The 13,526-nt window shown below is 72.1% G+C and carries 9 protein-coding genes; 6 read left to right on the plus strand and 3 right to left on the minus strand.

What is annotated here, in order from left to right:
• Window positions 1-61 precede the first annotated feature (61 nt).
• From ACZ7L0_RS19095 to ACZ7L0_RS19120, 6 genes are all read left to right on the plus strand, one after another.
• Window positions 62-2,953, plus strand: a complete 2,892-nt coding sequence (locus tag ACZ7L0_RS19095; RefSeq protein WP_471243642.1) for a SpoIIE family protein phosphatase — start codon at window positions 62-64, stop codon at window positions 2,951-2,953.
• Window positions 2,954-3,056: 103 nt separating this feature from the next.
• Window positions 3,057-4,604 (plus strand): sugar ABC transporter ATP-binding protein, encoded by a 1,548-nt coding sequence (locus ACZ7L0_RS19100; RefSeq protein ID WP_471243993.1) that lies wholly within the window; start codon window positions 3,057-3,059, stop codon window positions 4,602-4,604.
• A complete protein-coding gene (locus ACZ7L0_RS19105) occupies window positions 4,601-5,680 on the plus strand; it encodes an ABC transporter permease (protein ID WP_471243643.1) in 1,080 nt (359 codons plus the stop codon). The genes ACZ7L0_RS19100 and ACZ7L0_RS19105 overlap by 4 nt, the downstream gene beginning before the upstream one ends.
• 67 nt (window positions 5,681-5,747) lie before the next feature.
• The gene (locus tag ACZ7L0_RS19110) at window positions 5,748-6,911 is read left to right on the plus strand and encodes a substrate-binding domain-containing protein (protein WP_471243644.1); all 1,164 of its coding nucleotides are present in this window, start codon (window positions 5,748-5,750) and stop codon (window positions 6,909-6,911) included.
• Between the two features lie 95 nt (window positions 6,912-7,006).
• Window positions 7,007-7,825 carry an SAM-dependent methyltransferase gene (locus ACZ7L0_RS19115; RefSeq protein WP_471243645.1) on the plus strand — a complete coding sequence of 273 codons (819 nt, stop codon included), beginning with the start codon at window positions 7,007-7,009 and terminating at the stop codon, window positions 7,823-7,825.
• A gap of 281 nt (window positions 7,826-8,106) precedes the next feature.
• Window positions 8,107-10,377, plus strand: a complete 2,271-nt coding sequence (locus tag ACZ7L0_RS19120) for a M4 family metallopeptidase (RefSeq protein WP_471243646.1) — start codon at window positions 8,107-8,109, stop codon at window positions 10,375-10,377.
• Window positions 10,378-10,449: 72 nt separating this feature from the next.
• Here ACZ7L0_RS19120 and ACZ7L0_RS19125 read toward each other — a convergent pair whose 3' ends face one another.
• The 3 genes from ACZ7L0_RS19125 to ACZ7L0_RS19135 all read right to left on the minus strand — a co-directional run bounded on the left by ACZ7L0_RS19125 (window position 10,450) and on the right by ACZ7L0_RS19135 (window position 13,415).
• Entirely contained in the window at window positions 10,450-12,060 is a 1,611-nt protein-coding gene (locus ACZ7L0_RS19125; protein WP_471243647.1) for an MFS transporter, read from the minus strand.
• A 174-nt stretch (window positions 12,061-12,234) separates the two neighbouring features.
• Window positions 12,235-13,089, minus strand: a complete 855-nt coding sequence (locus ACZ7L0_RS19130; RefSeq protein WP_471243648.1) for a PaaX family transcriptional regulator — start codon at window positions 13,087-13,089, stop codon at window positions 12,235-12,237.
• A gap of 122 nt (window positions 13,090-13,211) precedes the next feature.
• Window positions 13,212-13,415, minus strand: a complete 204-nt coding sequence (locus tag ACZ7L0_RS19135; RefSeq protein WP_471243649.1) for a cold-shock protein — start codon at window positions 13,413-13,415, stop codon at window positions 13,212-13,214.
• Window positions 13,416-13,526 lie beyond the last annotated feature (111 nt).

Genomic DNA, 13,526 nt, shown 5'->3' on the forward strand with positions numbered 1-13,526 from the left:
CTCGTCAATGCCAGATTTTTTCCGAAAAACGGATTATCGGCGGGGGCGAGTGAGGCGAAACGTGGTTCGGTCCGGCGGGGATCCGATACCGACGGGGCGTGCGACAGGCGGCACGGGCCCCGCCCGTTTTCGCGAGCGTTTTCTGCAGGGCGAGCCGGTCGAAGCGGGGGTGCGGACATCGATCCTGAACTCCTGGCGGCGCTGCCGGACCCTGGGCCTCTCCCCGGACCAGGCCGAGCTTCCCTTCCGGGAGGACTTCGATCCGGGCGGGCGGATCGTCCGCGCGGCCGTACCCGTGCTCGACCGGCTGCAGGCCAGGTACTCCGGCAGCGAGATCAACATCTGCGTCGCCGATGCGAGCGGGACGGTCCTCCTGCGCCGTTTCGGAGAGGCATCGCTGGCCAGAAGCCTCCCGGCGATCCAGCGGGACCCGGGATTCGTGTTCGCCGAGCAGGTCGCCGGCACCAACGGCATCGGTCTCGCCCTGGCGGAACGGCAGCTCACCCGGGTCTACGGCGCCGAGCACTTCGCCGAGCGCTCCCAGGGCAGCGCCTGCCTCGCACTTCCCGTCCGCGACCCGCTCAGCGGGCGTATCGAGGGCGTCCTGTGCTTCGGCTATCCCCGCAGCGCCGAGGCCCCGGCGCTGCCCGCAGTGATCCGCAAGGCGGCCGCGGCCGTGGAGCGGCGGCTGCTGGGGCAGAGTTCCGCGCGTGAGCGCGCGCTGCTGCGGGCGTACCTGGCCACCGGAGCCGAAGCCGCCGTCAACCTCCACCGCGGCGTCGCGGTGGACGAACTGGCCCTGGAGCTGTGCCCCCGTGACCGGGAGATCCTCATGGAGAAGGCCACCGAGCTGATCTCCCGCGCGCAACGCGCCGCCGTCGACGTGTCCCTGCCCGACGGACGGCGCGTCACCCTCGTCAGCCGTCCGATGACGAGCGCCTCCGGCGTGGAAGGCATGGCCGTCGAGGCCGTCCTCCCCGGCCGCCCACCGGCCGAGACCTTCGTCATCCCACGCCAGGGGGACGAGCCCTCGGCGTTCCCCGAGCCTGCGGGGTTGCCCGCGGCGCCTGCCCTCGTGGCCACCCTTCCGCCGCTCGCCCGCCTCTCCGTCACCACGCCGTCCGGACACCTGGCCGACGCCGTACCCGGCAGGCTCGGCACGGACGGCAAGGTCACCGCCGACGGCGCCGACGGTGCCGACGGTGCCGACGGTGCGACGAACGCCCACCCCGAACCGCCGCCCTCGACCCGAGGGCTCCTGCTGGTGGGGGAGCCGCACGTCGGGACGTACGCCCTGGCGGCGCGACGCCGACTGGAGCTGCTGTCCGAGGCCAGCGCCCGCATGGGCACCACCCTGGACGTGCGCCGCACCGCCGAGGAACTCGCCGAGACGGCGGTCCCCCGATTGGCCGACTTCGTCACCATCGACCTGCCCGAGGCCGTGCTGCGCGGCGAGGAGTCGGCCAACCCCCTCGGCGACCTGCGCCGCACGGTGGTGCACGGCATCCGCGACGACCTCCCCTTCACCCCGGTCGGCAAGCGGATCGAGTTCGGCCCGACCGTGCCCCAGCTGCGCTGTCTGACCAGTGGAGAGGCGGTGCTCGAACCGGACCTGCAGGCTGCCGCGGGCTGGCTCGCGCAGGACCCCGAGCACACCGAACGGTTGCTGACCCACGTCCACTCCCTCATCGCGGTACCCCTGGTCGCGCGCGGTGTGGTGCTGGGCATCGCCAGCTTCTACCGCGCGGAGGATCCCGCCCCCTACGGGGACGACGACTGCTCGCTGGCCCAGGAACTCACCACCCGCGCCGCCCTCTCGATCGACAACGCGCGCCGCTACACGCACGAGCGCAGCATGGTCCTGGCCCTGCAGCGCAGACTGCTCCCGCACGGTCTGCCCGACCAGCACGCCGTCGAGGTCGCCCATCGCTACCTGCCCGCCGAATCCGACGTGGGCGGAGACTGGTACGACGTCATCCCCCTCTCCGGCAGCCGCGTCGGCCTCCTCGTCGGCGACGTCGTCGGCCACGGCATGCTCTCCGCCGCCACCATGGGCCGGCTGCGCACCGCCGCGCGCAGCTTCGCCGAACTCGACTTCCCGCCGGACGAGGTCCTCATCCACCTGGACAACCTCGTGGGGCGCCTGGACCGGGAGGACCCCGACGGCGAGGGGGCCGGCATCATCGGCGCGACCTGCCTGTACGCCATCTACGACCCGACCTCCCAGCAGTGCGTCATGGCCCGCGCCGGCCACCCTCCGCCCGCGCTGGTCCACCCCGACGGGGGCGTGTCCTATCCCGACCTGCCGGCCGGACCCCCGCTCGGCCTCGGCGGGCTGCCCTTCGACGCCGTCGAGGTCGACCTCCCGGAGGGCAGCCAGCTGGTCCTCTACACCGACGGACTCATCGAGGACCGGCACCGCGACGTCGACGTGGTCCTCGACCAGCTGCGTGTGGCCCTGGCCCAGCCGGAGCGCACACCCGAGGAGACCTGCCAGGTGGTCCTGGACACCGTGGCGCCCGCCCACCCGTGCGACGACATCGCCCTGCTCGTCGCCCGCACCCACGCCATGGACCCCGGTCTGATCGCCACCTGGGACCTGCCCGCAGACCCGGCCCTCGTCAGCGAGGTCCGCGCGTCCGCCCTGCGACAACTGGCCGACTGGGGACTCGACGAGGCCGCGTTCGCCGCGGAACTGATACTCAGCGAGCTGGTCACCAACGCCATCCGCCACGGTGCCGGCCCCATCCGGGTGCGGCTGGTGCACGACCGCACCCTGATCTGCGAGGTCTCCGACACCAGCAACACCGCTCCGCACCTGCGCCGGGCGGCCTCCACCGACGAGGGCGGACGGGGTCTGTTCCTCGTCGCGCAGCTCGCACAGAGCTGGGGCACGCGCTACACCCCGGAGGGAAAGCTCATCTGGGCCGAGTGCGGGCTCGACGGCGTGTAGCGAATGGGTTAATGCGCGGAATGCCGGAAATGATGCGATGTGCCGGTTAGTATCCCTTTGAATGTCGGGAAGAACTCGCCAGGCCGACCCCCCGGAGATGTCCGTGCACGACGCTCCCGGCACGTCCGCGAAGGTGCCCGCGCCCCTCGGGCCGGATCCCCTGCTCCGCATCCGCGGACTCGGCAAGAGGTTCGGCGGCACCGTCGCGCTGGCCGGGGTCGACCTCGACGTCCACGCCGGCAGCGTCCTCGCCCTCCTCGGGCCCAACGGCGCCGGGAAGTCCACGCTCATCAAGGTGCTCGCCGGCGTCCACCACCCCGACACGGGACAGATCACGGTGGACGGGCACCCGCTCGGGACGCACTCCGCCACCCGCGGCATGTCCTTCATCCACCAGGACCTCGGTCTCGTGGAGTGGATGACGGTCGCCGAGAACATCGCCCTGAGCACCGGGTATCCGCGCCGCGCCGGACTGATCTCCTGGCGGCGCACCCGGGAGCGCGGCACCGACGCGCTCGGGATCGTCGCCGCGCATCTCGACCCCGACGCGCCGGTGGCCCGACTCGGCCCCGCCGAGCGCTCCCTGGTCGCGATCGCCAGAGCCCTGGCGGCACGCGCGAAGCTCATCGTCCTCGACGAACCCACCGCCCGCCTCCCCGCCGCGGACTGCGCCCGGCTGTTCCGGGTCCTGCACGCCCTGCGCGACCGGGGACACGCCATCCTCTACGTGAGCCACCGCCTGGACGAGGTGTACCAGGTCGCCGACACCTTCGCCGTACTGCGTGACGGCCGCCTCGTCGGCCACGGCCCGCTGGCGGGCCACAGCCCCGGGCGCCTGGTCCGCGACATCCTCGGCGAGGAACCGGCCGACCACCGCCCCGCCCCCGCCCCGGCGGGCGGACCGGTCCTCCTCACCCTCGACGGCGTACAAACCGCCGGGACGGGACCGGTCGGCTTCGAGCTCAGGGCCGGGGAGGCCCTCGGCCTGGTCGGCCTCTCGGGCGCCGGACACATGGACCTGGGCCGGGCCCTCGCGGGCTGCCGCCCCTTCCTCGCCGGGCGTGTCCTGCTCGACGGCCGGCCCTACCACCCCCGCACGGTCGCCGACGCCGTCGGCCTCGGCGTCGGCTTCGTACCGGGCGACAGACTGCGGGAGGGGTGCGCCGCCGAGCTGACCGTACGGGAGAACCTCCTGGCCAATCCACGCGCGGCGGGCCGGCCGGCGCTGTCCTGGATCGGCCCCCGCCGCGAACGCGCCGAGGCCGCCACGCTGATCGAGCGGTTCTCGGTGCGTCCCCGCGACAGCGAGGCCCGCATCGCCACCCTGTCCGGCGGAAACCAGCAGAAGGTCGTGATCGGCCGGTGGCTGCGCCTGGGCCCGCGGCTGCTGATCCTGGAGGAGCCGACCGCGAGCGTGGACATCGGCGCCAAGGCCGCGATCCACCGCCTGCTCGACGAGGCGCTCGCCGCGGGTCTCGCGGTCCTGCTCATCTCCACCGACTTCGAGGAGGTCGCCAAGGTGTGCCGGCGCGCCCTGGTCCTCGTCCGCGGATCGGTGACGGCCGAGCTGAGCGGTCCGGCCCTCACGGTCGCCGGGCTCACCCGGACGGCCTCGGCCCTGCCCCCCTCCGCAACCGCGGCGAACCCATGACCGCCCCGGCCTCGCCGCGACCGCACCGGCCGGCCGGGCACCTCGTCGGCGCCTACGGCCTCCTCGCCCTCACCGCGCTGCTCGTCCTGGTCTTCTCCCTAGCCCTGCCGCGCACCTTCCCCACGCTGGACACCGTCGACTCGATCCTGTCCAACCAGTCGATCCCGGCCGTTCTCGCGCTCGCCGCCATGGTCCCCATCGTGACCGGCGCGTTCGACCTCTCCCTCGGCTACGGCCTCGGTCTGGCGCACGTGATGGTGATGCGGCTCGTCGCGGTCGACGGCTGGCCCTGGCCGCTCGCCTGTCTGGTGGTGATCGCCGGAGGGGCGGCCGTGGGCGTCCTCAACGGTGTCATCGTCGAGTTCGGCCGGATCGACTCCTTCATCGCCACCCTCGGGACCGGCAGCATGCTGTACGCCGTGACCGGCTGGATCACCGACGGCGGCCGGATCGTCCCCGGCCCGCAGGGCCTCCCGGAGGCCTTCACCGACCTCTACGACTCCACGTTCCTCGGCCTTCCGGTCCCCGCGTTCTACGTGCTCGCCCTCACCGCCGTCCTCTGGCTGGTGCTGGAGCGGCTGCCGCTCGGCCGGTACCTGTACGTCGTCGGCTCGAACCCCGCCGCCGCCGGCCTCGTCGGCATCCCGACCCGCACGTACACCGTCTACGCGTTCGCCGCGTCGGGGCTGATCGTCGGCTTCGCCGGGGTGCTCCTGGCGGCCCAGCAGCAGATCGGCAACCCCAGCGTCGGCCTCGACTATCTGCTGCCCGCCTTCGTCGGCGCCCTCCTCGGCTCCACGGCGATCAAACCCGGCCGGCCCAACGCCGTCGGCACGCTGGTCGCCGTCGCCGTCCTCGCCGTCGGCCTCACCGGCATCGGCCAACTGGGCGCCGACTTCTGGACGGTGCCGCTGTTCTACGGCGGCACCCTGCTGATCGCCGTCGGTCTGGCCGGCTACGCCGCCCGCCGCCGGCTGCGTACCGGTGCCGTCGCGGCCCGCGACGCGCCTGCCGTACCGCCCGCGCCACCGTCCTCCCCGAGACGGGAGGACGGCACGGCCGGCCCCACACCCTGACCCGGCCGCGGGCACCATCGCCGTGCCCGGCCGCGTCCTCCCGCTCATTCCTCCGCGAGGAGCTCCCGTGCACGGCAACCGCAAAGCCACCCCCGGTGTCTCCAGGGCCCGGCTCGCCTCGTGCGCCCTGCTGGCGACGGCGACCGTCCTCGCCGGCTGCGAACGTGGCTCGTCGGGCGGTTCGGGGCAGTCCACGACGGGCCCGAGCGGCTGTCCCGCCGTCCACGCCCGGGCCCAGGCCGCCGTCACCCGGGCCGAGCGGACCGACGTCCCCTGGAACGGGCCGACCAGCGGCCCCGCGGCGGTCTCCGGCAGGACGATCGTCTTCGTCGCCCAGACCATGACCAACCCCGGAGTCGCGGGCGCCGCGAACGGGGTGCGGGAGGCCGCGCGGGTCATCGGATGGCGTGTCCGGGTGATCGACGGCGCGGGCACCCCCGCCGGCATCCAGGCGGCCATGAGCGAGGCCGTGACCCTCAAGCCCTCGGGCATCGTCATCGGCGGCTTCGACCCCGACTCGACGGCGCAGCAGGTCTCGCGGGCCAACGCGGAGCGCATCCCGCTCATCGGCTGGCACGCCGTCGCCGCTCCCGGCCCCAGCCGGCGGCCCGAGCTCTTCACCAACGTGACCACCCGGGTCGAGGACGTGGCCGGCATCAGCGCGCGGTGGGTCATCGCGACCTCTCGCGGCCGGGCCGGGGTCGTGCTCATCACCGACGCCTCGATCCCCTTCGCGAGGAACAAGTCCGACCTCATCAAGAGGGAACTCGCCACCTGCGAGGGCGTGCGGCTGCTCGCGTACGAGAACATCCCGATCCCGGACGCCAGCAGCCGCACCCCCCGGGAGATCTCCTCCCTCCTCGCCCGCTTCCAGAGCCGGTGGACCCACTCCGTCGCCATCAACGACCTGTACTTCGCCGACGCGGCCCCCGCCTTCCGCGCCGCCGGCCGAAAGGGCACCGGCCCACCCTTCAACATCGGCGCCGGCGACGGCGACCCCTCCGCCTTCCAGCGGATCAACAGCGGTAGCTACCAGGCCGCCACCGTGCCCGAGCCGCTCTCCCTCCAGGGCTGGCAGATCATCGACGAGTTCAACCGCGCCTTCTCCGACCGCCCCGCCAGCGGATACGTGGCCTCCGTCCACGTCACCACGGCGGACAACACCGGGGGCGCCACGACCTGGGACCCGTCGGGCTACCGGGAGGCGTACCGGAGGATCTGGGGCAGGTAACCCGTCTTCGCGAGGCATGCCAGGATGCCGTTCTGACAGTCACTCACCAGGCTTTGTCCGGTGGGGGGATGAGAGCGAAGGACGGAGCCAGGACCATGACTTCCCTCGGCAGCGGCGGCAGCGGCGCTCACCCGGTCGAGATAGACACGAGCAGGCCCCACCCGGCCCGGATGTACGACTACTTCCTCGGGGGGAAGGACAACTTCGAGGTCGACCGGCAGGCCGCCGAGCAGTTCATGAAGGCGGCCCCGGAGGTGCAGGCGGGTGTCCTTGCCAACCGGCGCTTCATGCACCGGGCCGTCCGGCACGTCGTCGCGGAGGGCGGCATCCGGCAGATCCTCGACGTGGGGACGGGTCTGCCCACCAAGCCCAACGTGCACCAGATCGCGCACGCCATCGCTCCCGACACCCGTATCGCCTACGTCGACAACGATCCGATCGTCAGCGCCCACTCGATGGCGCTCATGGCCGACACCGACACCTCCGTCGTCCTGGCCGACCTGCGTGATCCCCGTGCCGTCCTCGACCATCCCGAGGTGCGCAAGGTCATCGACTTCGCCCAGCCGGTGGCGCTGCTGCTGGTGGCCGTCGTGCACTTCATCTCCGAGGCGGAGGACCCGGACGGCATCGTCGCCGCCCTCCGCGACGCGCTGCCCACCGGTTCCTACCTCGTCCTGTCGCACGCGACGGGTGACATCCACGAGGACCGGCGCGAGGACGCGGCGGCCGTCTACAACAGCGCCACCGCCTCCTTGAACCTCCGCTCCCATGCCCGGGTCCTGGACTTCTTCGGCGACTTCACCCTGGTCGATCCGGGTCTGGTCCAGGTCCCGGACTGGCGGCCCGACGAGCCCGCGCAAGCCGACGCCCCGCCGATCGGCATCTACGGAGGAGTGGCCCGCAAGCACGGCTGACCGGCCGAAAAGTGTTGCCGGTGAGGGCGAACGGCAGTCGGCGAGGGTCAATTTGAGCCGTTGATCTGTTGCAGTCATGACAACCCCAGGGGTGGGGTGTCACTCTGCTGTCGCACTCACCATGTGTTCACAAGTCCCTCACCTTCCCCCACCACTTCCCAGGGCACGGCCTCGCCGTGTGCCGTGCCCTGTTCACCCGCGCGCCGCCGGACGGCCGTACCCGGCCCGACCCGCTCTCCCGGACCTCACCGAGTCCGCTCACCCCACCGAAGGAGAACGCCTTGTTCCGGCAGGAACGTCAGCCACACCGACCCCGATACACCGCGGCCCTGGTGCTCACCGCGGTCGGCACTCTGCTTGCGGCCGGTGTCCAGACCGGCACCGCCTCAGCCGCTCCGGGCGGCCGACCGAACGCGAAGATCCTGGCCACCCCCCGGGCCGGAGCGGCCCCGGCGAGTCTCTCGCCGAAGAAGCACGCCGCGCTCGTCAGAAGAGCGGCCGGGGCCGCCGCGAGCACGGCGAGAAGCCTCCACCTCGGGGCCAAGGAGAAACTCGTCGTCAAGGACGTCGCACAGGACGCCGACGGCACCACCCACACCCGCTACGAGCGGACCTACGCCGGCCTCCCCGTCCTCGGCGGCGACCTGGTCGTCCACGCCAGGAGCGGCCGGCTCACCGTGTCCAAGGCCACGAAGGCCCACCTCGCCCTGCCGACCACCACGCCGAAGGTCTCGTCGGCCTCGGTGCGCACCAAGGCGCTGGCGGTGGCGGTGAAGGCCGGTGGCGAGCGCGCCAGGATCGACGGCGCTCCGCGTCTCGTCGTCTGGGCCGCCGGTGCCGAGCCCGTGCTGGCCTGGGAGTCGGTGGTCGGCGGTTTCCAGGACGACGGAACACCCAGTGAGCTCCATGTCATCACCGACGCCGCCTCCGGCAAACCCGTGTCCCGGTTCGAGAGCGTGCGGACGGGGACCGGTACGGGGCAGTTCAGCGGAACGGTGCCGCTCGGCACCACGCTGTCGGACTCGACCTACCAACTCGTCGACGGCGACCGCGCCGGACACCGCACCTACGACCTGAACCAGGGCACCTCCGGCACGGGCACCCTCTTCACGGACGACAACGATGTCTGGGGCGACGGGACCCAGGCCGACCGGCAGACCGCGGGCGTGGACGTCGCCTACGGCGCCGCGGCGACCTGGGACTACTACAAGGACGTCTTCGGCCGCAACGGCATACGCAACGACGGAGTGGCCGCCTACAGCAGGGCCCACTACGGCAACAACTACGTCAACGCCTTCTGGTCCGACACCTGCTTCTGCATGACGTACGGCGACGGCTCGGGCAACACCCATCCGCTGACGGCGCTCGACGTGGCCGCGCACGAGATGAGCCACGGCGTCACCAGCGCGACCGCCGGCCTCAACTACTCCGGTGAGTCGGGCGGCCTGAACGAGGCGACCTCGGACATCTTCGCCGCCGCGGTGGAGTTCCACGCCGGCCTGCCCGCCGACGTCCCCGACTACCTGGTCGGCGAGAAGATCGACATCAACGGCGACGGCACCCCGCTGCGCTACATGGACAAGCCCTCCAAGGACGGCGCCTCCCGCGACTACTGGAGCTCGTCGCTGGGCGGTGTCGACGTCCACTACTCCTCGGGCCCCGCGAACCACTTCTTCTACCTGCTGTCCGAGGGCAGCGGTGCCAAGACCGTCAACGGGGTCGCCTACGACAGCCCCACCTACGACGGGCAGCCGGTGACCGGCATCGGCATCGACAACGCCCAGCGCGTCTGGTACCGGGCGCTCACGACGTACATGACCTCGACCACGAACTACGCGGGCGCCCGCACCGCGACGCTCCAGGCCGCGGCCGACCTCTTCGGCGCCTACAGCCCCACCTACCTCGCCGTGGCCGACGCGTGGGCGGCGATCAACGTGGGCAACCGGATCAAGCTGGGCGTCAACCTGGCCCCGATCGCGGACCAGATCAGCGGGGTCGGGCAGGCGGTGTCCCTCCAGACCGACGCGTACACCACCAACTCCGGCGCGCGCCTGACCTATACGGCGACGGGCCTCCCGGACGGACTGACGATCAGTGACTCGGGCCTGATCTCCGGCACCCCGACCACGCTCGGGGCCGGTGACGTCACGGTGACGGTCACCGATGACACGGGCGCGACGGCCGCGGTGAGCTTCACCTGGCGGGTGGCCGACATCTACGCCAACAGCAGCCGCGTGGACATCCCCGACAACGGTGCCGCGGTGGAATCCCCGATCACCATCACCGACCGGCCCGGCAACGCCTCGGCCACCACCCAGGTCTACGTCAAGATCGTGCACACCTACCGCGGTGACCTGACCGTCGACCTCGTCGGCCCCGACGCCACGGTCTACTCCCTGCTGAAGCGCAGCGGCGGCTCCGCCGACGACGTCGACCAGACGTTCACCGTCGACGCCTCCGCCCAGCCGGTCAACGGCACCTGGAAGCTGCGGGTGCAGGACCACGCCGGTATCGACGTCGGCTACATCGAGCGGTGGCAGCTCACCCCCTGACCCGGTCCGCCCCGACGCGCCCGTCGGCCCCGGGAAGCCTCCCGCTTCCCGGGGCCGACGGCCGGTCGTGGTTCAGGCGGCCGCGGGCTCCTCTCGCTGGTCCTGCCCGATGCCCGCCGTCGCGGTCTCGTCCCCCTTCGCCCGCAACGCGATCACGCTGAGGAGGCAGCAGGCCAGGGCCGCGACACCGCAGACCACGTAGCCGATCGCATAGCCGTTGCCGAGGGCTTCCAGGGCGATGGGTGCCGCGCCTCCCGGCGGGGACGACGGCGGAACCGAGTTGGCGGCGAGCGGGCCGCCCTCGGCCGCGACCTGCCCCGCCGCCGTCTTGACCTGGGCGCTGAGGTCGGAGGCGGCGAGCTTCTGGGTGAACTCGTCGGCGGCACGGCTGAGGGCGATCGCGCCGATGACGGCGGGGCCGAGCGTGAAGCCGAAGTCGCGCAGCAGGCTCGTCGACGCGCTGGCCATACCGGCGTAGTGGACCGGCACCGTGTTGACGGCGGTCGCGGTGATCGCGGAGACGGTGAGCGCGAAGCCGATGCCGACCAGGCCGATGGGGAGGATGAGCGAGGTCAGGGCGCGGTCGTCGACCGGCAGGGTGGCGGCGATGAAGTCTCCCGCCGCCATCAGCCCCAGACCGGCGCCGAGCACCCAGCGCGGGCTGACCTTCTCCAGCAGCCGGGAGATCAGCGGCATCAGCAGCAGTGTCCAGGCGTTGAGCAGGATGAAGGCGAACGAGCCGCGCAGTGGGCTCTGGTGCTGGATCGGGCCGAGCCGGATGCTGGTCGCGTAGGCGGTGCCGAGGTAGCTGAACATGCCGACCACCGCGACGAACGACGCCACCGCGAAGGCCCGGTTGGTGAACAGGTCCAGTCGCAACAGCGGTGCGGCGGCGCGCCGTTCGGCCACGATGAACAGGCCGATGAACACCACGGCGACGACGTACGCGATGACCACCGGCGTCGCGGTCCAGCCGTCCGCCGGGCCCTGGATCACCGCGTACAGCAGGGCGAACATACCGATGCCGATGGTGATCTGGCCGGCCAGGTCGAGTGACCGGCCCTGCGGGGCACTGGAGTTCTTCGCCAGCAGCTGGCTGAGCACCGTGCTGATCACGGCCAGTGCGGTGACGACGATGAAGGCCCAGCGCCAGGAGCCGTAGTTGCCGGTGATACCGCCCAGGACCGGGGCCACGAAGCCGCCGCTGGACAGGGCGGCGGCCCAGAGCGTGATGGTGCGGGCACGGTCCCGGGCCGAGTGGGTGCCCGCGGCGATCATCGCGAGCGAGGTCGGGAACAGCGCTGCCGCGCCCAGACCGGCGATGGCCTGGCCCACCCAGAGCATGTGGATGCCGGTGCTGGCGGCGGCCAGCGCCTCGCCGAGCACGAGCAGCGCGCCACCGCCGACCAGCAGCCGTTTGCGGCCGAAGAGGTCGCCGAGGACGCCGAAGGTCAGTTCCAGGACGGAGACGGGCAGCAGGAACGCGTCCGAGATCCATGTCAGCTGCGAGCCGACGGGATGCAGGTCCTCCTGGAAGAGCCCGTTCAGGGTGGCCGGCATGGCGAGGGCGATCTGCGCCAGGCAGACCGCGAAGCAGCCGGCGACGAGGGTGCCGATGGGCAGGCCGGCGGGCGGTTGCGGGGCGACCGTGGAATCGGGCTGGGTATGCGTTTCGGTGGACACGGATGCTCCCCTTTGAGCGGCTTGGGTGGTGGGGATGGCGGCGCCGAGAACGCGATGAATGTAGGGCGATTTTTCGACGGCAGTCAATAGACTGCCCAATATCGACGGACAGACCTGTCCGGAAGAGGTGCCGCGAGCTCGTGGATCCTGGGCTGACCGGCCTGTCCGCCGAGGTCACTCGCCCGGGGCGGCCACCGTGATCACGTCCAGTGCGCGGGCGGCCTCCTGGCGGGCCGGCTTCTCGTAGCGGCGCGCCAGTGCGTGGAACCGCTCCTCCGCGCGGGCCGCCGGCCACTCCCCGGGCAGGTGCTCGGCGGGCAGATGCGGATCCTGCCGGATCTGTTCCAGCCAGTCGGTGTGCAGCAGCAGCTGCCGTACGAGCGCCCCCGCCTCGTCGGCGTCCCCCGGCTCCTGGTCCGGGTCCGTGCTCCACCGGGCGAGGAAGGCCCCGTACCCCTTCGCGATGGACTCCACGTCGAACGCCGTGTGCAGGACCGTACGCGCGTCGGTCGGCGAGACGGCCGTGGCTCCCTGGAAGACCCTCAGATACGAGTCGAGGCCGAGCCCCGCCACCACCTCGGGCACGTCCACCGTGCCCGGCGCCACCCACAGGCCGTTCTGCAGCGGGCCGAAACCGCTCCACACCAGCCGGGAGCGCAGATCGTGCCGTTCGCTGCGCCACGCCTCAGGGAGTGAGAAGCCGACGAGTGTCCAGGTGCCGTCCCAGTCCCGGTTGACGGCTCCCGTGTGCCAGATCCGGTCGTGTCCGTCCTGGAGGACGCGGGCGGCCCGTGAGGTCAGCCCGAAGTACGTCTTGCGGCCCCGGCGGTGCCGGTCGAGCAGGCCGCGCTTGACCATGCGCGTCAGCGTGGACCGCACGGCGTCCTCGGTGATCCCCGCCTGCGCGAAGACGTCGATCAGGCTGCCGGCCGACAGGGCGACGTCCCGGCCCAGGGCGTGGATACCGAAGAAGCTCAGCATCAACGACTGCGGACGCGGCGCGCTGCCTGCCTGATCGAAGCTGGTCACGGGGCAAGAGTAGATCCGCGCCGGGTGAGTTCAAGGGCCGGGGTGCCGGGGCGGTGGGCCGCGCTGCTCCGTGCCCGGGCAGTCAGCACTGCCCGGGCACCATGCCTGGCCTGAGGAGCCGGTCAGGCGGGGGTGATGTTCTCCGCCTGCGGGCCCTTCTGGCCCTGGGTGATCTCGAACGTGACGGCCTGGCCCTCGTGGAGCTCGCGGTAGCCACTGGCGTTGATGTTGGAGTAGTGCGCGAAGACGTCGGGGCCGCCGCCGTCCTGCGCGATGAAACCGAAGCCCTTTTCGGCGTTGAACCACTTGACGGTGCCGCTGGCCATGTCGGTGCCTTCCAGTCGATGGCGGGTCCGCACCGCGCGGACCCGGAGGTGATCGTCCTGGTCCTCGGGCACTGCACAGCAAAACGCCCGCACCACAGCGCGGGCAGGAAC

It is taken from the genome of Streptomyces sp. NPDC039424 (assembly GCF_055639495.1).